This window comes from Prescottella sp. GW823-FHT02E09 (genome assembly GCF_058797375.1).
Map to the genome: position 1 here is coordinate 98988 of NZ_JBXAJP010000009.1, position 23014 is coordinate 122001.

At 70.1% G+C, this 23014-nt stretch carries 22 protein-coding genes; 11 read left to right on the plus strand and 11 right to left on the minus strand.

The genetic code is table 11. The features are described from left to right. Positions 1-88: 88 nt before the first annotated feature. The 4 genes from manA to AC1RIF_RS21675 form a co-directional block, all read right to left on the minus strand. The gene (manA, locus tag AC1RIF_RS21660; protein WP_492603423.1) at positions 89-1330 is read right to left on the minus strand and encodes a mannose-6-phosphate isomerase, class I; all 1242 of its coding nucleotides are present in this window, start codon (positions 1328-1330) and stop codon (positions 89-91) included. Then, complete coding sequence (locus AC1RIF_RS21665; RefSeq protein WP_492603424.1) at positions 1330-2478, minus strand: tobH protein; 1149 nt, start codon at positions 2476-2478, stop codon at positions 1330-1332. Before AC1RIF_RS21665 ends, manA begins: the two co-directional genes overlap by 1 nt. A 78-nt stretch (positions 2479-2556) precedes the next feature. Next, entirely contained in the window at positions 2557-3939 is a 1383-nt protein-coding gene (locus tag AC1RIF_RS21670) for a phosphomannomutase/phosphoglucomutase (protein WP_492603425.1), read from the minus strand. Between the two features lie 195 nt (positions 3940-4134). Continuing rightward, on the minus strand, positions 4135-4533 hold the full coding sequence (locus tag AC1RIF_RS21675) for a DUF3499 domain-containing protein (RefSeq protein WP_492603426.1): 399 nt from the start codon (positions 4531-4533) through the stop codon (positions 4135-4137). Positions 4534-4767: 234 nt separating this feature from the next. Here AC1RIF_RS21675 and AC1RIF_RS21680 point away from each other — a divergent pair, with 234 nt between their 5' ends. Then, positions 4768-5262 (plus strand): metallopeptidase family protein, encoded by a 495-nt coding sequence (locus AC1RIF_RS21680; protein ID WP_492603427.1) that lies wholly within the window; start codon positions 4768-4770, stop codon positions 5260-5262. A 4-nt stretch (positions 5263-5266) separates the two neighbouring features. On the opposite strand, the gene AC1RIF_RS21685 is transcribed toward AC1RIF_RS21680, so the two are convergent. Next, the gene (locus AC1RIF_RS21685; protein ID WP_492603521.1) at positions 5267-5500 is read right to left on the minus strand and encodes a WhiB family transcriptional regulator; all 234 of its coding nucleotides are present in this window, start codon (positions 5498-5500) and stop codon (positions 5267-5269) included. Between the two features lie 465 nt (positions 5501-5965). Here AC1RIF_RS21685 and cofD point away from each other — a divergent pair, with 465 nt between their 5' ends. From cofD to AC1RIF_RS21700, 3 genes are read left to right on the plus strand one after another with little or no spacing between them, the layout of a single operon-like run. Beyond that, positions 5966-6970, plus strand: coding sequence for a 2-phospho-L-lactate transferase (gene cofD, locus AC1RIF_RS21690; RefSeq protein WP_492603428.1), 1005 nt, complete (start codon positions 5966-5968; stop codon positions 6968-6970). After that, positions 6967-8343: a coenzyme F420-0:L-glutamate ligase gene (locus tag AC1RIF_RS21695; protein WP_492603429.1), complete on the plus strand. Its 1377-nt coding sequence runs from the start codon at positions 6967-6969 to the stop codon at positions 8341-8343. The genes cofD and AC1RIF_RS21695 overlap by 4 nt, the downstream gene beginning before the upstream one ends. Beyond that, on the plus strand, positions 8344-8901 hold the full coding sequence (locus tag AC1RIF_RS21700; RefSeq protein WP_492603430.1) for an NUDIX hydrolase: 558 nt from the start codon (positions 8344-8346) through the stop codon (positions 8899-8901). Positions 8902-9075: 174 nt separating this feature from the next. Here AC1RIF_RS21700 and AC1RIF_RS21705 read toward each other — a convergent pair whose 3' ends face one another. Both AC1RIF_RS21705 and AC1RIF_RS21710 read right to left on the minus strand, forming a co-directional pair. Further along, entirely contained in the window at positions 9076-9723 is a 648-nt protein-coding gene (locus AC1RIF_RS21705) for a CoA transferase subunit B (protein ID WP_492603431.1), read from the minus strand. Next, positions 9720-10466 carry a CoA transferase subunit A gene (locus AC1RIF_RS21710; RefSeq protein WP_492603522.1) on the minus strand — a complete coding sequence of 249 codons (747 nt, stop codon included), beginning with the start codon at positions 10464-10466 and terminating at the stop codon, positions 9720-9722. Before AC1RIF_RS21710 ends, AC1RIF_RS21705 begins: the two co-directional genes overlap by 4 nt. 185 nt (positions 10467-10651) lie before the next feature. Here AC1RIF_RS21710 and pcaH point away from each other — a divergent pair, with 185 nt between their 5' ends. Genes pcaH through AC1RIF_RS21740 form a run of 6 tightly spaced genes read left to right on the plus strand, consistent with a single transcriptional unit; the run spans position 10652 to position 16628 of the window. Beyond that, positions 10652-11374, plus strand: a complete 723-nt coding sequence (gene pcaH, locus AC1RIF_RS21715) for a protocatechuate 3,4-dioxygenase subunit beta (RefSeq protein ID WP_492603432.1) — start codon at positions 10652-10654, stop codon at positions 11372-11374. Next, entirely contained in the window at positions 11367-12014 is a 648-nt protein-coding gene (gene pcaG, locus AC1RIF_RS21720) for a protocatechuate 3,4-dioxygenase subunit alpha (RefSeq protein WP_492603433.1), read from the plus strand. The genes pcaH and pcaG overlap by 8 nt, the downstream gene beginning before the upstream one ends. Before the next feature lie 13 nt (positions 12015-12027). Beyond that, positions 12028-13386, plus strand: a complete 1359-nt coding sequence (gene pcaB / locus AC1RIF_RS21725) for a 3-carboxy-cis,cis-muconate cycloisomerase (protein ID WP_492603434.1) — start codon at positions 12028-12030, stop codon at positions 13384-13386. After that, on the plus strand, positions 13383-14576 hold the full coding sequence (pcaDC, locus tag AC1RIF_RS21730; RefSeq protein WP_492603435.1) for a bifunctional 3-oxoadipate enol-lactonase/4-carboxymuconolactone decarboxylase PcaDC: 1194 nt from the start codon (positions 13383-13385) through the stop codon (positions 14574-14576). The genes pcaB and pcaDC overlap by 4 nt, the downstream gene beginning before the upstream one ends. Before the next feature lie 2 nt (positions 14577-14578). Beyond that, the gene (locus tag AC1RIF_RS21735) at positions 14579-15424 is read left to right on the plus strand and encodes an IclR family transcriptional regulator (protein ID WP_492603436.1); all 846 of its coding nucleotides are present in this window, start codon (positions 14579-14581) and stop codon (positions 15422-15424) included. Next, entirely contained in the window at positions 15417-16628 is a 1212-nt protein-coding gene (locus AC1RIF_RS21740; RefSeq protein WP_492603437.1) for an acetyl-CoA C-acetyltransferase, read from the plus strand. The genes AC1RIF_RS21735 and AC1RIF_RS21740 overlap by 8 nt, the downstream gene beginning before the upstream one ends. A 72-nt stretch (positions 16629-16700) precedes the next feature. Here the strand turns inward: AC1RIF_RS21740 and AC1RIF_RS21745 are convergent, their stop codons facing one another. From AC1RIF_RS21745 to AC1RIF_RS21755, 3 genes are read right to left on the minus strand one after another with little or no spacing between them, the layout of a single operon-like run. Continuing rightward, the gene (locus AC1RIF_RS21745; protein WP_492603438.1) at positions 16701-17903 is read right to left on the minus strand and encodes a cytochrome P450; all 1203 of its coding nucleotides are present in this window, start codon (positions 17901-17903) and stop codon (positions 16701-16703) included. Positions 17904-17928: 25 nt separating this feature from the next. Beyond that, complete coding sequence (locus AC1RIF_RS21750; protein WP_492603439.1) at positions 17929-18918, minus strand: PDR/VanB family oxidoreductase; 990 nt, start codon at positions 18916-18918, stop codon at positions 17929-17931. A 21-nt stretch (positions 18919-18939) separates the two neighbouring features. After that, complete coding sequence (locus AC1RIF_RS21755) at positions 18940-19719, minus strand: SDR family oxidoreductase (protein WP_492603440.1); 780 nt, start codon at positions 19717-19719, stop codon at positions 18940-18942. 204 nt (positions 19720-19923) lie between these two features. On the opposite strand from AC1RIF_RS21755, the gene AC1RIF_RS21760 reads away from it, so the two are divergent. Further along, complete coding sequence (locus AC1RIF_RS21760) at positions 19924-21306, plus strand: aldehyde dehydrogenase family protein (protein WP_492603441.1); 1383 nt, start codon at positions 19924-19926, stop codon at positions 21304-21306. A gap of 143 nt (positions 21307-21449) precedes the next feature. On the opposite strand, the gene AC1RIF_RS21765 is transcribed toward AC1RIF_RS21760, so the two are convergent. Beyond that, positions 21450-22784: an MFS transporter gene (locus tag AC1RIF_RS21765; RefSeq protein ID WP_492603442.1), complete on the minus strand. Its 1335-nt coding sequence runs from the start codon at positions 22782-22784 to the stop codon at positions 21450-21452. Between the last annotated feature and the right edge of the window lie 230 nt (positions 22785-23014).

A 23014-nucleotide genomic window follows, 5' to 3' on the forward strand; every position in this document is an offset into this window, starting at 1 on the left:
CCGCAGCACGGTTTCCGGATCGGCGGTCCATCGGCGGTCCGACACAGGTCGGGGTCGGGACCGGGGCGGACCAGCGGTGGGCGCGCTCTCAGCGCGTCACGTCGCCGACCGCAGCACGGAAGATCTGGGTGTCGTCGGCGCAGGCCTGGATGTGAACCACGTTGTCCGATGCGGATATCCATGCCGCTGCGCCCCGCTCGAGCATCAGCGACCGCGAATCGCACTCGAGTTTGGCGGCACCCGACGTGCACAGCAGGATCTGTGGACCGTCCGGTTCGAACATCGTGGCCGCGACCGCACCGGCCCCCGATGGGTCGAGGTCGATCCGGGACAGTTCGAACTCCGGGGCCGGCGTCCGGTATGTCGACTCCCCCGTGCGACCGGTCGCGACCGGTGTCAGAACCGGTACATCCACCGACTCGAAATCCAACACCCGCAACAGTTCCGGGACGTCGACATGCTTGGGGGTGAGGCCACCACGCAGCACGTTGTCGGAGTTCGCCATGATCTCGACCGCGGTGCCGTTCAGATAGGCGTGGAGGTTGCCGGCGTCCAGGAACAGTCCCTGGCCGGGTTCGAGGGTCACCCGGTTGAGCAGCAAGGACGCCAGGACCCCGGCGTCCCCGGGATAGCCCTCGCTCAACTCCAGTGCCGTCCGCGCCTCCTGCGCGAACTCCGCACTCCCCGAATCCGACAGGTACGCCACGCAACCGTCGAGCACCGCCGGCAGCAGGGCCGCGAGCGCGTGCGGCGGCAGCGTGATCCATGTGGTGAACAGGGCCCGAAGCCCGTCCGGGTCGGGCTGTCCCGCGAGCAGACCCGCGTAGGGCTCGAGCTCCGGCACGTTCAGTTCGCTCAGCAGTCGCACCGTCCGATGCGGATCCCGGAAACCGGCGAGCGCCTCGAACCGGGTGAGCGCCACGACGAGCTCGGGCTTGTGACTGGCGTCGCGGTAGTTCCGTTCCGCCGAGTCGACGGGGATGCCGGACGCCTCCTCGCGCGCGAAGCCCTCCCGAGCCTGCTCGGCGCTGGGGTGCGCCTGCAGCGACAGCGGCTCCTCCGCGGCGAGCACCTTGAGCAGGAAGGGCAGTTGCTCGCCGAACGCGGCGATGCTGCGCTCGCCCAGTTCCCGGGCCGGGTCGTCGACGACGACGTCACGCAACGAACGGCTGCCGCCGTCCTCGATCACTCGCGCAGGATCACCGGGATGCGCTCCCAGCCACATTTCCGCCTCCGGATGCGCGCTGGGGCTCTGACGGCCGCACAGTTCCGCGAGCGCGGTCCGTGACCCCCAAGCGTAGGACCGGAGCGCACCTTCGAGTTGGCGCACTAGTTACCACCGATCAAACGTAGGTAGGCCGCGCTCATCTCGAGCCGACCGACGAGTACTGCTATCTGCTCGATCTCCGTCCGGGCCGCGGGTGCCGACGGCTCGGCCGTCGATCCGGGCGGTGCACCAGGTCGGGGACCGGTCGTCGCCCCTTCCGGCACCGTGTCAGATTCTGCGACGACGATGTCGACGTCCGGCAGGGCCGCGACACGGCGTTCGACGAGCGGTCGATTCGCCTCCGATGCGAACACCAGCACCCGAAGCGGCGCACCCGGTGGCGGGCCGTCGAGCTGCTCGTCGTGGAAGAACGGGTCGTATCCGGCCGGTGCGACCGAACTCGCCGCGGAGAACGTGCGGACTCCGGCGACGACGTCGGCCAGCTCACCGGCGGCGGCCACTCCCGCACCCATCCGGAGCAGCGTCTCGCTCCCGTGGCGGGCGAGGTGGGTGGTGGCGCGGGTGTCGCCGCTGAACACCACCCGGCGACCCTGCATGCGTGCCGCCAGGGACTTGGCCGGATTGTGGAAGATCTCGTTGCGGGGGTGGTCGCGGAGCGCTTCCTCGTCGACCGCGTCGGCAAGCCGCCCCAGGTCGGGGCACATCTTGGCCGCCCTCTCCCCCTCGACCGCGATCAGGACGGCGAGGAACGCGGTGAGGTACCGCAGCAGGCCGTGGTGGTCCGGGACCGCGATCCGCGGCGGGAGGACCGTCGCGCGACCCGCGGCGGCGGCGCGGAGGGGGCCCTCGTCGGGCGCGGCGACGACCACTTCCGCACCCCGGCGCAGGGCACTGTCGACGGACTCGACGAGCCGCGGGTCCCCGGCGTCGTCGCCGGCGACGACCATGATGTCGAGGGGACCCACCCACGGCGGCGCACCGACGCTGACGACCAGCGGCATGCCGGTCCGGCCGCCGACGGCCGCCACCACGATCTCGGCGGCACGCGACGCACTCCCGTCGCCGGTGACGAACACGATGCTGCGTGGCTGCAGACCGCGCAGCCTGACCAGACCGTTCTCCTCCACGGCGGCCTGGGTGGCACGAATCTGAGCACCGCCGAGCGCGGCGAAACGGAGCACACCGTCGACGTCGGCGGCCAACAGAGCATCGGCGTCATCGAGATCGAGCAGAGACGACGGAGCTGTCATCACGAACTCACCTCCCTTTCCCCGAGTCCCTGTCCCCCGACGAGATCAGGTGCCTCGAGTATCCCAGCAATTCGGTGACTAGGCGCGGACTGCTCCGAGGATCTCGGCGACGAGAGCATCGACGTCGACGGGCGTGCGTGCCTCGACGTTGAGGCGCAGCAGCGGCTCGGTGTTGGATGCCCGGAGGTTGAACCACGCACCGTCGCCCAGATCGACCGTCACGCCGTCCAGTCGGTCGACGGAGACGGTCCGGTCCGCGAAGAGATCGACGACGGCGGCGGTCCGTTCCGCGGCGTCGTCGACGGTCGAGTTGATCTCCCCGGACGCGGCGTAGGCCTCGTACGACTCCATCAGCTCCGACAGCGGACGATCCTGTTCGCCGAGGGCGGCCAGGACGTGCAGGGCCGCGAGCATGCCCGAGTCTGCACCCCAGAAGTCGCGGAAGTAGTAATGGGCGGAGTGTTCGCCGCCGAACACCGCGCCGGTCTCGGCCATCTGCTGCTTGATGAAGGAGTGGCCGACGCGGGTGCGCACGGCGGTGCCACCGAGCTTCTCGACCAGTTCCGGCACGAAACGCGACGTGATCAGATTGTGGATGACCGTGGCCCCGGGCTCCTTCGCGAGTTCGCGGTCCGCGACGAGGGCGGTCACCGCGGACGGCGAGACCGGGTTGCCCTTCTCGTCGACGACGAAACAGCGGTCGGCGTCGCCGTCGAAGGCCAGACCGATGTCCGCACCCGTCGCACGCACGTGTTCCTGCAGATCCACCAGGTTCGCGGGATCGAGGGGGTTGGCCTCGTGGTTGGGGAAGGTGCCGTCGAGCTCGAAGTACAGCGGAAGGACGTCGACGGGCATCGGACCGAACACGGCGGGGACGGTGTGTCCGCCCATGCCGTTGCCGGCGTCGACGGCGACCTTCAACGGGCGCAGCTCGGCCAGGTTCACCAGGCCGCGGACGAAGCTGGCGTACTGGTCGAGCAGTTCCTGCTCGGAGACCTGCCCGACCGGACCCTCGTACGCGGGGACGCCCTCGGCGACCTCGCGCGCGATCACGCCGAGGCCGGTGTCCTGGCCCACTGGCTTCGCGCCGGCACGGCACAGCTTGATGCCGTTGTACTTGGCCGGGTTGTGGCTCGCGGTGAACATCGCACCGGGGCAGTCCAGGATCCCGGACGCGAAGTACAGCTGGTCGGTGGAGGCCAGGCCGATGTGGATCACGTCGAGGCCCTGCGCGACGACTCCCTCGGCGAAGGCACGCGACAGCTCGGGTGACGACGCACGCATGTCGTGGCCGATCGCGACCCGCGTCACCGCCTCGGCGCCGGACTGCTCGTCGCGCACCAGCCTGGCGAACGAGGCGCCCACGTCACGCACGAATTCTGCATCGATCTGCTCTCCCACGACGCCACGGACGTCGTAGGCCTTGATCACGGCATTCACGGATTCGACAGATCGAGCCACTTCTGGTTACTCCTGCTTTTCGTAGATGCGACACATTGTTCGTCCACTGAGTCTTGTTCGCCGACTGAGTCGTCCCACAGAGCCTAGTGGGGAGCAGGCCAACCGCGCTTCCTGAGCGGAATGTCCGGATACGTCGTCCGAGGTCGAGCAGGAAAAGGACAGATCAGACACAGACCGAAGCCGCGACGGAACCGATCAGTTCGCAGGGTCGGGTAAGACCCGGAGATGCCCGCGGCGCCCGGTGCGGGCGGTGGGCGGTGCCGACGGGGAGGCCGCGCCGGAGCGGGAGTCGGTGGCGGATCCGTCGCTGCGGGGGCGCTCGCCCAGACCGGCCTCGCGGACCGCCTCGGCCAGCGCGGTCAGGTCGTCCTCGTCGGGGGTGCTGGAGGAGAATCCACCCTCGTACCGCACGAGTTCCCAGCCCTTGGGGGCGGTGATCCGCGAAGCATGGGTCTCGCACAGGTCCCACGAATGGGGCTCGGCGACGGTGGCCAGCGGGCCGACGACAGCGGTCGAATCGGAATAGACGTACGTCAAGGTCGCGACAGCAGGGTTCTTGCACCCAGGCCGGCAGCATCGACGCAGTGATCTCACAAGGAAGGAGACTAACCCCATGTGTCCGGTTGGCCTACTCGGACACACCGACGCGACCGAGACGTGACACCGAGGCGGCGCCGGGACATGACACCGAGGCGGCGCCGGGACGCGACACCGAGGCGGCGCCGGGACGCGACACCGGTGACACGTGGGTACGGCAGGAAGAAGACACAAAGCTGGACCGGGACGGACGCGGTGGGGGTGTCGGGGCGCCGCTGTAATGTCCCCTTCATGGCCAGAGCTCGTCGTCCCCGCCCGCTGACGTCGCGTTCGGTCGCGCGGCGAGGTCGAGGTATCCGCGGTCCGTTGTTCCCGCCGGATCTACCGGCGGCCCGTACACGTGCGGAGAAGTTCGATCAGCTGGTTCTGGGCGCGTTCGAGCCCATCGACGCGCGTTGGCACGATCGACTGACGAAGCTGGACATCGCCGTGGACGACGTGCCGCGGATTCGCGCGATCGACCCGGATTCGGTGAACTGGCCACCGGAGGTGGTGGCCGACGGACCGGTGCCGCTGTCGCGGCTCATTCCGGCCGGCATCGATCGTCACGGCACCGCGACGCGAGCACGCATCGTCCTGTTCCGGCGCCCGATGGAGTTGCGCGCCAAGGATCCTCACGATCTCGAGGACCTGGTTCACGACGTGCTCGTGGAGCAGGTGTCGACGTATCTGGGCGTCGATCCCGAGGTTGTCGACCCCGATCTTCAGGGGCCCGACGAGCAGTGACGAACTAGACGACTCCACGCTTGAGGCGCCGGCGCTCACGCTCGGAGAGCCCACCCCAGATGCCGAATCGCTCGTCGTTCGAGAGTGCGTACTCGAGGCACTCCCCGCGGACCTCGCAACCCATGCAGATGCGCTTGGCCTCGCGCGTGGATCCCCCCTTTTCCGGGAAGAACGCCTCGGGATCGGTCTGCGCGCACAGCGCGCGGTCCTGCCACTGATCCTCGATGGAGTCGAACATCTCGTCGAAGCCTGGGATCAGACTGAGCTGCGGCACTGTCACACCCAGCTCGAACTCGTCGTAGCTGACGCCTACTGCTGCGCCCGCTTCGGAATCGGTCCGCGGTTCGTCGCCGACCACGCTCAGAGGAGTTTCGAACTCGTACTGCTGGTAGGGCATCGCTCCGCCTCCTCACCTGTATTAGCGCAGATAATGTCGATTGATCTCGAACATCGTGCTGTCGTTCCCACCCCGACACTCGTCCTGACAACCGCCCGAACGATGGTTCGAGTCGAGGGCCGCTCCAAGTGAACTCGCCCCTCGAACTTGGAATGACATACATGTGATTAGACATGCCCTGGCGTGTCGGGTCAAGCCGAAACCGAAAAGTCGTTTACCATCCGCCACCCGTCGCACAGCGTGGTACAACCCGGCCGATGAGACGGCGTCGACCGGCACACGGCGGCACCGCTTAGGCTTCGAGTTGTGAACGTGACTGTATTGGTTGGCGGCGTCGGAGGGGCCCGTTTCCTCCAGGGAGTTCGAAGTCTGCTGGACGGACTCGACTCCGGCGACCCGAATTCCGGCCCCGCGAACGACCATCGGATCACCGCGGTGGTCAATGTCGGCGACGACGTGTGGATGCACGGACTGCGCATCTGCCCGGACCTGGACACCTGTATGTACACGCTCGGCGGCGGCATCGATCCCGAACGCGGATGGGGTCACGTCGGTGAAACATGGAATGCGAAAGAGGAACTCGCGGCATACGGTGCGCAGCCCGACTGGTTCGGACTCGGCGACCGGGACATCGCGACGCACCTCATCCGCAGCCAGATGCTGCGCGCCGGCTACCCGCTCTCGGCGGTGACCGAGGCCCTGTGCAAACGATGGCAGCCCGGGGTGGACCTGCTTCCCGTGTCGGACGATCGCAGCGAAACACATGTTGTCGTAACCGATCCTGAAGATCCGACCGGAGAGCAGCAGCGAGCGATCCACTTCCAGGAGTGGTGGGTCCGTTACCGCGCACAGGTTCCCACGCACAGTTTCGCGTATGTCGGTGCGGAGCAGGCGAAACCGGCACCCGGCGTGCTCGAGGCGATCGAATCGGCCGACGTCGTACTGCTCGCACCGTCGAATCCGGTCGTCAGCATCGGCGCCATCCTGGCCGTACCCGGTATCCGCGGTGCACTGCGGACCACGAAGGCCAAGGTCGTCGGCCTGTCCCCCATCATCGGCGGAAAGCCGTTGCGCGGCATGGCCGACGAGTGCCTCGAGGTGATCGGTGTCGAGACGTCGGCCGAGGCGATCGGCCGCCACTACGGCGCCCGGTCCGGCACCGGCATCCTCGACGGCTGGCTGGTCCATTCCACCGACGAGGCCGACGTGCCCGGCGTCGAGGTGCGCAGCGTCCCGCTGCTCATGACGGATCCCGACGCCACCGCCGAGATGGTCGGAGCCGCATTCGACGTGGCCGGAGTGAGCTGGTGAACGACCGGAGTCGCAGTGCTGAGCTGTTGACGGTTCGCGATCACGGTGCCGGGCGGGCGATCGAGATCCTGCCGGTGCCCGGGCTGCCCGAGTTCCGTCCCGGCGACGACCTGGCCGCGGCGATCGTCGGCGCGGCACCGTGGCTCGCCGACGGCGATGTCCTCGTCGTCACGAGCAAGGTCTTCTCGAAGGTCGAGGGTCGCATCGTCGCGTCGCCCACCGATCCGGAGGAACGCGACGCCGCGCGTCGCCGCCTGGTCGACCAGGAGGCGGTGCGGGTGGTGGCCCGCAAGGGACGCACGCTGATCACCGAGAACCGGTTGGGCATCGTGCAGGCCGCGTCGGGAATCGACGGTTCGAACGTCGACGGCGCGGAACTCGCGCTGCTCCCGGAGGACCCGGACGGCAGCGCCCGGAAGCTGCGTGACCGGATCCGGGACCACCTCGACGTCGACGTCGCGGTGGTGGTGACGGACACGATGGGGCGTGCGTGGCGGATCGGCCAGATCGACGTCGCGATCGGCGCGTCGGGCATCCCGGTCCTGCACGCGTACGCCGGCGCGGTCGACGGCCAGGGCAACGAGCTGATGGTCACCGAGGTCGCGGTCGCCGACGAGATCGCGGCCGCGGGCGACCTGGTGAAGGGCAAGCTCGGCGGCATGCCGGTCGCGGTGGTCCGTGGGATCGGGCTCGACGACGACGGCTCGGTCGCCGACAAGCTGATCCGGCGCGGTCCGGAGGACCTGTTCTGGCTCGGCACCGCGGAGTCGATGGAGCAGGGCCGCCGCGAGGCGCTGCTGCTGCGTCGCTCGGTGCGCGCATTCTCCGACGAGCCCGTGGACGCCGAGATTCTTCGCGAGGCGATCGCCGAGGCGCTCACGGCCCCCGCGCCGCACCACACGCGTCCGGTGCGGTTCGTGTGGCTGCGCACACCCGAGGTCCGGGCGCGCCTGCTCGACGCGATGCAGCAGCGGTGGCGCGACGACCTCGCCGCCGACGGCATGAGTGCCGAGCGGATCGAGCGTCGAGTGGGCCGGGGCGACATCCTGTTCCGCGCCCCCGAGGTGGTGATCCCGTTCTGTGTGCCGGACGGCGCGCACGACTACCCGGACGAGAGGCGCACGCGGGCCGAGTCGACGATGTTCACCGTCGCGGTCGGCGCCGCCGTGCAGGGTCTGCTGGTCTCGCTCGCGACCCGGGGCATCGGGAGCTGCTGGATCGGGTCGACGATCTTCGCGGCCGACACGGTGCGGGCCGAACTCGGCCTACCGGACGACTGGCAGCCGCTGGGTGCGATCGCCGTCGGGCATCCCACCGAGGCCCTGACGCCCCGCGAACCAGCCGCGCCCGACGACGCGCTGCTGGAGCTGTAGATGTCGGCACAGTCACTGCACGCGTCGGCCGTCGGCGCACTCGAGCACTGGGACACCGATTCCGACGACGCCGAGTCGTTGCGGCACACGATGCTCGCGTTCCTCGGTTCGGCGCCCGACGGCTGCCTGCGTTCGCACGCGGCCGGGCACATCACGGCGTCGTCGCTGGTGTTGGACGCGGACGGCTCCCACGTGCTGCTGACGCTGCACCCGCGGGTGGGCCGCTGGATCCAACTCGGAGGGCACTGCGAGCCCGGTGACGACACGGTCGTCGACGCGGCGCTGCGGGAGGCGCGCGAGGAGTCGGGGATCGAGGGGCTGCGGATCGATCCGCAACTGCTGTCGGCCCACACGCACCCCATCACGTGCTCGCTGGGTGTTCCGACGCGGCACCTGGACCTGCGGTTCCTGGTCCGGGCGCCCGGACACGCCGCGGCCGTGCCGATCGCGATCAGCGACGAGTCGCAGGATCTGCGGTGGTGGCCGGTCGACAACCTGCCCGACGGTGCCGAGCAGGAGACGATCGACCACCTGGTCGCGCTGGCGCAGCGGCGATGACGAACGCCGTCCGGGCCGCCTCGCTGTGCGTGCCCTCGAACACCGGTCGGCACTGTCGCTGCCCGATGCGCTCCCACCGCCACCCACGTCGACCATCCGCTCGCGGCGGTCGGATCGCCGCTGCCGGTCGGGGTGGTCGTCGCGGCAGCGGCGATCGTGATCCGTGGATCGCGGTCAGACCAGCAGTGTCGCGGCGGTAGCGGCGACGACCTCGTCGACGCTGACGCCGGGCGCGGTCTCGACCAGGCGCAGGCCCTCGTCGGTGACGTCGAGGACGGCCATGTCGGTGATGATCCGCTGCACGCACGCCTTGCCGGTGAGCGGCAGGGTGCACTCGTCGAGGATCTTCGACTCGCCCTTCTTCGACACGTGCTCCATCATCACGATGACGCGCTTGGCGCCGTGGACGAGGTCCATCGCGCCGCCCATGCCCTTGACCATGTGGCCGGGGATCATCCAGTTGGCGAGGTCACCGGTGGCGCTGACCTGCATCGCGCCGAGGACGGCGACGTCCACCTGGCCGCCGCGGATCATGCCGAACGACTGCGACGAGTCGAAGTACGACGCACCCGGCAGGACCGTGATGGTCTCCTTGCCGGCGTTGATCAGTTCGGGGTCCAGCTCGTCCTCGGTGGGGTACGGACCCACGCCGAGGACACCGTTCTCGGAGTGCAGGACGACGGTGATGTCCTCGGGGATGTAGTTCGGGACCAGCGTCGGCATGCCGATACCGAGGTTGACGTACTGGCCGTCGGCGAGTTCCAGGGCGACGCGTGCCGCCATCTGCTCGCGGGTCAGCTTCTGCGCAATAGCCTGAGTCATGCTCGTACCGTTCGCTTCTCGATTCCGACAGTGACCTTGCCCACGTGCACGACGCGCTGCACGTGGATGCCCGGGGTGTGGATCTGGTCCGGGTCCAGCTCGCCGGGTTCGACGAGGTGCTCGACCTGAGCGATGGTGATCCGGCCCGACGCGGCGGCCGGGGGGTTGAAGTTGCGGGCGCTGCGCCGGAACACGAGGTTGCCGTGGCGGTCGCCCTTCCACGCGTGGACGAGGGCGTAGTCGGCGGCGATCCCGCGTTCCATCACGTAGGTCTGCCCGTCGAACTCGCGGGTCTCCTTGACCGGGCTGGCGACGGCGATGCCGCCGTTGCCGTCGTAGCGGCGCGGCAGGCCGCCCTCGGCGACCTGGGTGCCGACGCCGGCCGGGGTGAAGAACGCCGGGATGCCGGCGCCGCCGGCGCGCAGTCGCTCGGCGAGGGTGCCCTGCGGCGTCAGCTCCACCTCGAGCTCGCCGGACAGGTACTGCCGCGCGAATTCCTTGTTGTCGCCGACGTACGAGCTGATGGTCCGGCGGATGCGGCCCTCCTCGAGCAGCACGCCGAGGCCGAAGCCGTCGGTGCCACAGTTGTTGCTCACCGTCTCGAGATCCGTGGCGCCCTGTTCGAGCAACGCGTTGATGAGGATCTCCGGCACTCCTACCAGGCCGAATCCGCCGACGGCGATCGTCGCGCCGTTCGGCACATCTGCGACGGCCTCGGCCGCTGTGGCAATGACTTTGTCCATCATGCAGGCCAGCATACGACGACTCGTGCGTATTGTGAACTACCGTCCGCATGACGAACACAAAGGCGGTGGATCATTGATTGCGCCACCGAAAGCCACTAGCGTGTTCGCATAGCGTCCTGTTGTCCATCTAGCGAACACCCTCGATTCCCCCTCACCCACCGCCCCCACTACGAGGTCGTCACATGCTTCATCTGCCCCCGCAATATCGGCCGGTCGGCACCGGCGTGAATGCTCCGCCGGACTTCGCGGACTACAAGACCACCGGGCTCCGCAGCCCGCGGCAGCCGCTCGAGCTGCTGCCGCAGCGACTGGGCGAGGTAACCGGGCCGGTGTTCGGCGAGGACCGTGTGCAGCCGGGCGATGCCGACCTGACGATCGCCAACGGCGGCGAGGCCCAGGGCCAGCGGATCGTCGTCCACGGTCGTGTGCTCGACAGCAACGGCAAGCCCGTCCCGAACACCCTGCTCGAGGTGTGGCAGGCCAACACCGGCGGTCGCTACCGGCACATCGGCGACAACTGGCCCGCACCGCTCGACCCCCACTTCGACGGCATCGGCCGGTGCGTCACCGACGCCGACGGCCACTACACCTTCACCACGATCAAGCCCGGCGCCTACCCGTGGCGCAACCACGACAACGCGTGGCGGCCGTCGCACATCCACTTCTCGCTGTTCGGCACCGCCTTCACGCAGCGCCTCGTGACGCAGATGTACTTCCCGGACGATCCGCTGTTCTTCCAGGACCCGATCTACAACGCGGTCCCCGCCGCCGCCCGGCACCGGATGGTCAGCGTCTTCGACTACGACGCGACCGTGGCCGACTGGGCCCTGGGCTTCCGTTTCGACATCGTCCTGCGCGGACGCGACGCCACCCCGTTCGAGGACGACGAGGATCACGATGACTGACACTTCCCCCAAGAACACTGTCGCACCGATCTACGACGTCACCCCGGGCGACTTCACCACCGCAGAGTTCGGCGTCACCCCGTCGCAGACGGTGGGCCCGTACTGGCACATCGGGCTGCCGTGGGCGGACGGCCCGGATGCCGCACCCGAGGGCGCACCCGGTCGGATCACGTTGCGCATCACCGTCATCGACGGCGATCGCGTGCCGGTCGCGGACGCGATGGTCGAGACCTGGCAGGCCGACGCCGACGGCCGCTTCGCGCACGCCGACGACCCGCGCGGCGCCATCGAACCGGTTCCTGCGGGATTCCGGGGCTTCGGCCGGGCCGGCGCCGAAGAGACCGGCACCGCGGCGATCCACACCGTCAAGCCGGGTCCGCTCCCCGCCGAGAACGACACCGTCGAGGCCCCGCACGTCAACGTGGGCGTGTTCGCCCGCGGCATGCTCGAGCGCCTGTACACCCGGCTGTACTTCCCGGAGGACACCGCCGCGCACGCCGTCGACCCGGTCCTGACGTCGCTGCCCGAGTCGCAGCGGCCGAAGCTGATCGCGCGCAAGACCGACGACGGCTACAGCCTCACGGTCTATGTTCAGGACAGCGATCCCGACGGCGTCGAGACGCCGTTCTTCGAGCTGTGACCAGGAGCCTCTCGTGACGCACACCCGCGGTGAACTGTTCGATCCCCTCTTCGGCGCCGCTGACGAGCCCGCGCTCGCCGAAGAGGTCTCGGACCACGCCTGGGTGGTCGCACTGCTCCAAGTCGAGGCCGCTCTGACCCGGGCAGCCGGGGCCGTCGGCCTGGTGTCGGCCGCGCACGCCGCCACCGTCACCGCCGTCGCCGCGGCGCTCGGCACGCCCGGCGCCCTCGACATCGCGGACCTGGGCCGCAGGTCCGCCGCGGGCGGCAACCCGGTGATCCCGCTGGTGAAGACCCTCCGGGCTGCGTGCGCCGAGGCCGGCGTCCCGGCGTCGGCCGTGCACGTGGGCGCCACCAGCCAGGACGTCATGGATTCGGCCCTGATGCTGTTGTCGCGCAGGGCCGGTCGTCTGGTCCTCGCCGACCTGCGAGCGGCGGCGAACGCCGGTGCCGAGCTCGCACGCGCGCACCGCGACACCCCGATGGTGGCGCGCACGCTCGGTCAGCAGGCCCTGCCGACCACGTTCGGCGCGCTCGCGGTGTCCTGGTTCACCGGTCTCGACGACGCGACCGCGCAGCTCGAGCGGGCGCTGACCGCGCTGCCCGTCCAGTTCGGCGGTGCGGCAGGCACTCTCGCAGCCGTCCATCCGCACGGCCTCGCGATGGCCGACGCCCTCGCGGACGAGCTGGGGCTGGTCCGGCAGGTCGTGCCGTGGCACACCACCCGCACCCCGATCGCGGCCCTCGCGTCCGCGCTCGGCATCGCCGCGGGAGCGATCTCCAAGCCCGCCACCGACATCACCGCCATGGCGTCGACCGAGTTCGGCGAGGTCGCCGAGGACGCGCCCGGCGGCTCGTCGGCCATGCCGCACAAGCAGAACCCGGTCGCGGCCGTCACCGCTCGTGCCGCCGCGCGGCGGGTGCCGGGGCTGGTCGCAACGGTCCTGTCGTCGACGGACCACGAGTTCGCGCGGGCCGCGGGTGCGTGGCACGCCGAGTGGGAGACGGTCACCGATCTGCTGCGGCTCACCGGCGGCGCCGCGCACAGACTGGCGTCGAGCCTCGCCGGGCTGCACGTCCACCGCGACGCGATGGCACGCAACCTCGACATCACCGGCGGGCTCATCCTCGCCGAACGGGTCACCGGAGCGCTGTCCGCGCACACCGACTCGGCGCGCGACATCGTCACCGCCGCAGCGGCTTCCGGAGTCCCGCTCGACCGGGCCCCCGACATCACGGCCCACCTGTCCGCCGACGAGCTGCGCGACCTGCTGGATCCGTCGAACTACCTCGGCCACGCCGTCGACCTCGTCGACCGTGCGCTGGCCGCCCGCACCACACAGACCGATCGAACCTTCGGAGGACTCGGATGACCCAGGACGGGCCCTGCGCCCTGCACTTCGAACTGCACGGCGATCCCGCCGCCCCACCGGTCCTGCTACTCGGCTCGCTGGGCTCGGACCTGCACATGTGGGATCCGCAGATCCGCGCGCTGTCGACCCGCGCCCACGTGATCGCCGTCGACCACCGCGGCCACGGCGGCTCCCCCGCTCCCGCGGGGCCGTACACGATCGCCGACCTCGGCGGCGACGTCGTCGCACTGCTCGACACACTCGGTGTGGACGCGGTGCACTTCGTGGGCCTGTCCCTCGGCGGGGCCGTCGGACAGTGGTTGGCCGCGCACCACCCGCAGCGCGTGCAGACGCTCACGGTGATGTGCACGGCCGCGCAGTTCGCCCCGGCCCAGCCGTGGCTGGACCGGGCCGCCACGGTCCGCGCCGACGGCATCGCGTCCATCGCGGAGTCCGTCGTCGGACGCTGGTTCACTCCCGAACTGGCGCAGCGTGATCCGGAACTCGTGACCCGCCACGTCGCGATGGTGTCCGGCACCTCGGACGAGGGCTACGCGGCGTGCTGCGAGGCGCTGTCCGAGTGGGACGGCCGCGCCGACCTCGCCCGGATCGCCGCACCCACGCTGGTGATCGCCGCGGAGCAGGACGGCCCGACACCACCGTCTGCGCTGCAGGTGATCGCCGACGGCATCGCCGGCGCCGAACTCCACATCCTGTCCCCCGGCGCGCATCTCGCGAACGTCGAGCAGGCCGGCGCCGTGACCCGCCTGATCGAGGCCCACGTCGAACGACACGGGGCCCCGTCCGTCGCCGCCGCCCGCCGCGCGGTACACGACGTCGGAATGTCGGTGCGCCGCTCGGTCCTCGGTGACGCCCACGTGGATCGCGCGATCGCGGGCAGCACCGCGTTCACCGACCCGTTCCAGGACTTCATCACCCGCACCGCGTGGGGCGACATCTGGGCCCGCGACGGCCTCGACCACCCCACCCGGCGCCTGCTGACGATGGCGATCCTCACCGCGGTCGGCAACGAACACGAACTCGACATGCACATCCGGGCCGCGCTGCGCGCGGGCATGGACCCGGATCTGCTCGTGGAAGTATTCCTCCATACCGCGGTGTACGCGGGTGTGCCGAACAGCAACCGGGCCTTCGCGCTCGGCAAGCAGGCTCTCGCCGACCTGGCGGGCGCCACCGAGGGGAGTACCTGACAGTGACGAATTCGAGCGGGAGCAACTCGACCGGGACCGAGCCGACCGGGGCCTCGACCGATTACGTGCAGTCGCTCGCACGCGGCCTGTCCGTCATCCGGGCCTTCGACGCCGAGAACCCGCAGCGCACGCTCAGCGACGTCGCCCGCGCCACCGATCTCACCCGGGCGACAGCCCGTCGGTTCCTGCTCACCCTGGTCGAGCTCGGCTACGTCCGCACCGACGGCTCGGTGTTCTGGCTGACGCCCCGCGTCCTCGAACTCGGCTACAGCTACCTGTCGAGCCTGTCGCTGCCCGACATCGCCCGGCCACATCTCGAGGCGCTGTCCAACCAGGTCCACGAGTCGACGTCGGTGTCGATCCTCGACGACGACGACGTCGTCTACGTCGCCCGCCGACCGGTCAGCCGGATCATGACGGTGTCCATCACGATCGGGACCCGGTTCCCCGCGTTCGCGACGTCGATGGGCCGCGTTCTGCTGGCCGGGCTCGGCCCCGCCGAACTCGACGCCTACCTGGACCGCATCGAGCTGACTCCGCTCACCGGCCACACCATCGCGACGCCCGACGCGTTGCGCGCCGAACTCGACAAGATCCGGGCCGACGGTTACTGCGTGGTCGACCAGGAACTCGAGGAGGGCCTGCGCTCCCTCGCCGCACCGATCCGCGACCGGTCGGGCGCTGTGGTCGCCGCGGTGAACATCTCGACCCAGGCCGCACGCTACGCCACCGAGGCGGTGTACGACACGCTCGTTCCGGCTGCCGTCGCGACCGCCGACGCCATCTCGGCGGACCTCGCCCGTACCCAGACTCAATCATCACCGCACCAAGGAAAACGACATGTCTGACGCAGTCATCTGCGAACCGCTCCGCACCCCCGTCGGCCGTTTCGGCGGCGTCTTTCGCGACGTCGCCCCCGAGGATCTCGCGGCCACCGTCATCACCGAGCTGGTCACCCGCACCGGCATCGCCGGCGCCGACATCGACGACGTGATCCTCGGCCAGGCATCACCCGGCGGTGAGGCCCCGGCCATCGGCCGGATCGCGGCACTCAATGCCGGACTGGGCGTGGACGTTCCGGGTCTGCAGGTGGACCGCCGCTGCGGCTCCGGTCTGCAGGCGATCATCCAGGCCGTGATGCAGGTGCAGTCCGGCGGCAGCGACCTCGTCCTCGCCGGCGGCGTCGAGTCGATGAGCCAGGCCGAGTTCTACGCCACCGGTATGCGGTACGGCGTGCGCGGCGAATCCCTGGCCCTCAACGACCGCCTGGCCCGCGCCCGCGTCACCGCCGGCGGCCGCAACTACCCGGTGCCCGGCGGCATGATCGAGACCGCCGAGAACCTGCGCGCCGAGTTCTCCATCAGCCGCGAGGACCAGGACGCCCTCGCCGTGCAGTCGCACCAGCGTGCCGTCGCCGCGCAGCGCGGTGGCATCTTCGCGCAGGAGATCGTCCCGGTGTCGGTCCCGCAGCGCAAGGGCGATCCGCTGGTCGTCGACACCGACGAGCACCCGCGCGCCGACACCAGCGTCGAGTCGCTCGCGAAGCTGCGCCCGATCCGCGGCAAGGTCGACCCCGAGTCCACCGTCACCGCCGGCAACGCCAGCGGCCAGAACGACGGCGCCGCCATCGCCATCGTCACCACGCCGGAGAAGGCGAAGGCCCTCGGCCTGCGTCCGCTCGCCCGGCTCGCCAGTTGGGCCGTCGCCGGTGTGCCACCGCGCACGATGGGCATAGGCCCGGTGCCGTCCACCGAGAAGGCCCTCGCGCGACTCGGGCTGTCGCTGGCCGACATGGGCGTCATCGAACTCAACGAGGCGTTCGCGGCGCAGGCCCTCGCGGTGACCCGCACGTGGGGACTCGAGCCCGACGACGCGCGCCTCAACCCCAACGGTTCGGGCATCTCGCTGGGCCACCCCGTCGGCGCGACCGGCGCCCGCATCCTCGCGACCCTGCTGCGCGAGATGGACCGTCGCGAGACCCGCTACGGCCTCGAGACCATGTGCATCGGCGGCGGCCAGGGCCTGGCCGCGGTGTTCGAGCGCATCGCCTGACCCGAGCCTGACTCGAGTACGAAAGGGCCGGTTCCACCGAATGATTCGGTGGAACCGGCCCTTTCGCGAATGTCAGCCCGCGTGCACGCGAACCGGAATCGAACGCCAGCCGCGCAGCACGTTGTGCAGCCAGGGCTCCGGGTCGCCGGCCGGCTCGATCCGCTCGACGCGTGCCGCCAGCTCCCGCAGGACCAGTTCGATCTCGAGGCGCGCGATCGGCTGGCCGACACACTGGTGCAGTCCCATACCGAACGCGACGTGACCGGAGGCGCTGCGTTCGAGGTCGAACGCAGCCGCGTTCTCGCCCCACTTGCGCGGATCTCGGTTCGCAGCGCCCATGAACAGCAGGATCTTCGAATCCGCCGGGATGGCGACACCTTCGATCGTGGTGTCGACGGTGGTGGTGCGGTGGAACATCTGGAACGGGGACTCCACTCGCAGCGCCTCGTCGACCGCGAACTTCGCCAATTGCGGTGCCGCGCGCAGCTTCTCCCACTGCTCAGGGTTGCGGGCCAGGTTCAGCAGCGTGTTGCCGATACCGAAGATCGTGGTGTCGACGCCCGCGGACAACAGAGCCCGGACGAGCAGGATCGCCTGCTGGTCGGAGATCGTGCCGGTGTCGGCGACCGCCCAGATCTGCTCCCCCAGGCCGCCGGGCGCCAGGTTCTCACGCCGGCAGCTGTCCATGATCCAATCAGCCACCGCCTCGCCGCCGTCGAACGCCGCCGCCCAGATGTCGTTCTTCGGCCCGAACGCGTTGAACGCCATGCTGCCGTAGGGCATCAGGTTCTCGCGCCCCTCCGGACGCAGCCCGACCGCGTCGGGGAACACCCGCAGCGGGAACGGCTCGGCGAGATCGGTGACGGCGTCGAACTCGCCGCGTGCCACGACGGACTCGACGATCTCCACCGCGGGGCCGGCGAACTGCTCGCGCAGCGCGCGCATGGCCCGCGGCGAGATGACACCGCTGAGGCCACGACGCATCGCGGTGTGCGTCGGCGGGTCCGACTCGAGAATGCTCGGCGGCCGCCACCCGTCCTGCTTCCGGATGTCCTGCGGGCCGAGACCGCCACTGGAGCAGAAAGTTTCGAAGTCGGCCAGGACCTCGTACACCGGCGCGTAGCGGGACAGCGCGTACACGCCGCACTCCTCGAGCCAGACCACCGGCCCCGCCTCGCGGAGCTTCTCGTGCAGCGGATACGGGTCGACGATGTTCTCGACCGCGTACGGGTCGTCGGGAAGCGACACCACGTTCCCGGACAGTGCTGTCGTCATCATTTCTCCTTAGGGGACAGGTCGTTCACAGATCGAGAACCAGCGTCGAGCAGCCGGCCGCAGCGCGTGAGACGCACACCATGAGCGAGTCGGCCGTGGCCTTGTCTGCCTCGTCGAACAGCGCGTCACGGTGTTCGACCTCACCGGCGAGCACCCGGGTCTCGCATGTTCCACACACGCCGACCCGGCACGACGACAGCACCCGCACGCCGACGGATTCGATCGCGTCGAGCACGGTCTTGTCGGTGGGCACCTCGACCGAGGTGCCCGAGCGGCGCAGTTCCACGGTGAACGGCTCACTGCCGGCGCCGCCGCCCCCGCCGTGCACGAACCGCTCGAGGTGCAGGGCACCCGGCGGCCAGCCCAGGCAGTAGTCCTCGATCGCGGCGAGCATCGGCTCCGGGCCGCACGTGTAGATCGACATGTGCGCCCGCGGCAACGCGAGCAGCGAGGCCAGGTCGATGCGTCCGGTCTCGTCCTCGGGGCACAGCTCGACACGATCGCCGTATCGGGCGACCAACTCGTCCGCGAACGCCATGCTCGCCCGGCTGCGCCCGCCGTAGACCAGGCGCCATTCGCGGCCCTCACGTTCGGCCTGCTCGACCATCGGAATGATCGGAGTGATCCCGATGCCGCCGGCGATGAACAGGTACTTCCGCGAGTCCCCGAACGGGAAAGCGTTGCGCGGCCCGTTGATCGAGATCCGGTCACCCGCGGCGAGGGTGTCGTGCACGTACTGCGAGCCGCCCCGCGAATCGGGCGTGCGCAGCACCGACACCTGCAGTACCGACGGGTCGGCCGGCGACGAGCACAGCGAGTACTGGCGGATGACGTCCGGCAGCACGAGGTCGATGTGTGCGCCGGGCTCCCAGCGCGGGAAGGCAGCGCCGTCGACGTTGCGCAGCGTCAGCCGCCGGACCCCGTCCGCGACCTCCTCGATCCGCTCGACGACCACCTCGTGTCCGTCGAGCGAGGTGGCCGCGCCGCGGTCGACAGTCTCAACCGTGATTTCCATCGAATGTGTCCTCGGCGCCGCTCAGGCCGTCGCGGCCGGTTGGGTGGTGCGGTGTGCCGACAGTCCGCCGTCGACACACACGTCGGTGCCGTTCACCCACACCGCGCCCTCATCGATGACGAACCGGACGACGGCTGCGATGTCGTCGGGGCGACCGGCCCGGCCGACGAGCGCCATCGCGCCCTCGACCTTCGCGACTCCGTGGTCCTTCTTGAAGTCGTCGAGGATCGGGGTGTCCACCGGGCCCGGGCTGACGGAGACGAACCGGGCACGGCCGAGGTGGCAGGCGGCCCGGTCGAGGGTGAGCCAGCGGACGCACTCCTTGGAGAACCGGTACGAGTTGTCGGTGATCTCCGGGTCGGCCTCCGCCATCGCGAGCGCGGCGTCCCGGTCGGCTGCAACGAACTCGCGCACGAGGTCCGCGCGGGCGGCCCAGCCGTTCGCGACGTTCGACGCCAGGTTGACCACGACGCCGCCGTCGACGAGCTTGGGCAGGAGCAGCTCGGTCAGGTCACGCAGACCGAACACGTTGACCGCGAGCACGGTCTCCCAGGGCGCGGTGCCAGGTACGCCCGCGATGTTCGCGATCGCATCGATCGGGCCGGCGATCGCGGCGGCCGCGGCCTCGACGCCCGCGAGGGTCGACAGATCGGCCTGCACCGTCTGCCCCGGGAATTCCGGCATCGGCTGCCGGTCCAGTCCGACGACCGTGGCGCCGGCCGCAGTCAGCGCCTGCGCCGTAGCCGCGCCGATACCCGACGCGGCGCCGGTGACCACGATCGTCTTTCCCTCGAGTGCCATGTGTTCAATCCTCTGCGGTAGACATCCCGGCCCGGTGTGGCGGGCCTCACGACGTCACTATGGGAGTCGGCCGCCGTCACAGGCAATCAAGCTCTTCCACTGGACGGAAAGGCGGTGTTGCCGGTCACCGTGACGGGCTTGGACCCTGGACGAACCGGCCGCGACCTGCGGGCGCGCCCGGGCGACCAGCGAAGGGAATCATCCATGACAATTCTTCCCGGCACCACCTACGACGTGGTCGATCCGGCCACGCTCGAGGTGGTCGGCGAGGCCCCGCGCCACGGCGTCGACGACGTCCGCGCCGCCATCACCCTCGCGACGCAAGCCGGCCGCGACTGGGCTCGCGACCGCGACGCGCGGCGCACCGCACTCGCCGCGGCCGCGGACTCGGTTGCCGCCGGCGCCGCCGCGATGGGCCACCTGCTCTCCCGCGAGCAGGGCAAGCCGCTGGCCGAGGCGATCGGCGAGTTCCAGGTCGCCGCGGGGCTGCTGCGGCACGCCTCCACGATGGAATGGGATGCGACCGAGACCCTGCCGGATCGCGACGGGCGGGCCGTCAAGGTCAACTACCGACCCGTGGGCCTGGTCGCGGCGATCACCCCGTGGAATTTCCCCATCTCGCTGCTCACCGTCAAGCTGGCCCCCGCACTCGTGTCGGGGTGCCCGGTGATCGCCAAGCCGGCGCCGACGACGCCACTGTCGACCATCGCGCTGGTCGAGACGATCAACCAGCACCTACCGCACGGTGTCCTCACCGTGGTGACCGGCGACGGTGACGTCAGCCGCGCCCTGAGCGAACTCCCCGGCGTCCGCAAGGTCTCCTTCACCGGTTCGACGCAGGTGGGTGCCGCGATCATGGCGCAGGCCGCGCCCACCGTGAAGCGGGTGACGCTCGAGCTCGGCGGCAACGATCCCGCGATCGTGCTGCCCGACGCCGACCTCGAGGACGCGGCGCACCGCATCGCCGGATCGGCCTTCCGCAATGCCGGTCAGGTCTGCATGGCCGCCAAACGCGTGTTCGTGCCGCGCTCGCTCGCGCCGGACTTCACCGACGCCCTGGTGTCCGCCGCATCCCGGCTCACGGTCGGCCGCGGCATCGACCCGGCGACCACGATGGGGCCGATGCACAACGCGCGCCAGGCCGCGTTCGTCCGGGACCTCGTCGCGCGCGCGGTCTCGGCCGGCGGCCGGATCGTCCACGGCGGTGGCCGCGGCACCGACCTGCCCGGTCATTTCATGGAGCCGACGATCGTCGCCGGCCTGACGATGTCGGACGAACTCGTCGCGGTCGAACAGTTCGGCGCGGCCCTGCCCGTCGTCGCCTACGACGACCTCGACACGCTGGTCGACCGCCTCGACGACGAGGAGTTCGGGCTCGGCGCATCGGTGTGGTCGCGGGACCTCGGCCGGGCCGACGCCGTCGCGAGCCGGATCGAGGCCGGCACCGTGTGGATCAACCAGCACACCCAGGTCGAACTCGACGCCCCGTTCGGCGGCTGCAAGGCGTCCGGCGTCGGGCGTGAGCGCGGCCGGTGGGGCCTGGACGAGTACTTCGAGACGCAGACGGTCAACGTCCGCCTGCCCTGACCCGCACTCCCGACCGCACAGACGGGCCGCGCCGACACCGGCGCGGCCCGTCTGCTTTCCCGGTCCCACACGTCGTCCGGGCCACACGAGAACGCGCGTGCCGGTCGGGACATCCCGACCGGCACGCCTGTGGCGGATCCGGATCAGTTGTCGTTGGGCACCAACGCCCGCCCCGTACCGGCCGGGGGAAGTGCCGGCGACGTGATCGACACGTCGAGGCCCAGTCGCCGCCGCTCCCGCTGCTGGTTGATGAACACCAAGGCCAGGGCGCCGATCACGAGCAGCAGGGCCGCGGTGAGCCGGAAGGCCGACTGGTACCCGTCGACCTGCGTCGCGGCCCGGCCGACGAAGAATCCGGCGACGGTCGGGGCCACGACGCCGCCCGTGGTGAACACGGCGTTCGCGACCGACAGGTGCGAACCGCGCCGGGAGACGGTCGTCAGCTCCGCGACGATCAGGTAGGTGATCGCGAAAAGTGCCGGGGCGGTTCCGAACCCGAGACTGAGCATGACGAGCGACAGCACCGGCGCCGACGCGGTGAACGTGGCACCGAGCAGGTTCGCACCCGCGAAGACGGCCGCGCCACCGAGTACCCACCCTCGGGCCTTACGCGTCGGCACGCCCCGCAGATCGAGTCGCTGTGTCAGCGCGCTGAGGCCGATCGTGCACAGCGCACCCCACGCGGCCGGGACCGCCATGAAGCTGCCCGCCACGAGGCCGCTCAGGCCGACGACCTTCTCGAAGTAGGCCGGCCCCCACGACGTCGCCAGCGCGAACGTCCAGTACCCCATGAACGACACGAGAATCGCCAGCACCCAGGTCGGGTTCGCGATCGTCCGCCAGAACGGGACCTCGACCTCGACGGCCTTCGTGTCGGATTCGGCGGCCGCCGGGTCGGTGTCCGGACCGTCGATCGCACGCTCGGCTTCCAGGCTCGTGTACGGGCCCTCCTTGCCGACCCACAACCAGAACGCCGACCACACGACACCGATGACCGCGACGAAGAGGAACGCCGAACGCCACCCGTGGTGGGAGACGATCCAGGCCATCACAGGCGCGAACGCGACGATGCCGAGCGTCACGCCCGACGACGCGAGCGCGGCGGGGGTGGCGCCCTTCTTGGCGGGGAACCACTTGTAGACGCCGTGCATCATGACCGGCGCGAGCGGCCCCTCCCCCGCACCGAGCAGCAGCCGACTGACCCATAGCGCGGGCAGCGTCGCGAACAGCAGGATCGGTAGCTGCGCGATCGACCAGCTCACACACAGCACGAGCAGGATCCAGCGGGTGGCGACCTTGTTCGTCAACGGTGCGAGCACGAACTGCGAGACCCCGAACGTCAGGAACATCGCACTGCTGACCAGGCCGAACTGCTCCGGCCCGATCCCCAGGTCCTTCATCAGCGGGACCGCGGCGATGCCCAGGATGGCCTTGTCCGCCCAGCTGAGCATCATCAGGAACAGCAATGTCACGGTCATGAACCAGCCGTAGCGTCGCCGCTTGGTGGGAGACCACAGCGCTGGGTCTCCGTGTCGATCTGTCGTTGCCGTCCGACTCACAGGGTGTCCTCGAGGTCTTGGGAGCAGGAAGTGCTCGCGGAAGAGGTGCCGCCAAAACTAGGGAACTGTGGCCCACGCAACAAAGAACTGCTTTCCGTCCAGTGGAAGAGGCTGGGGGGCCGTCGCGTGGGCCCGCTGCAATCCTGAAC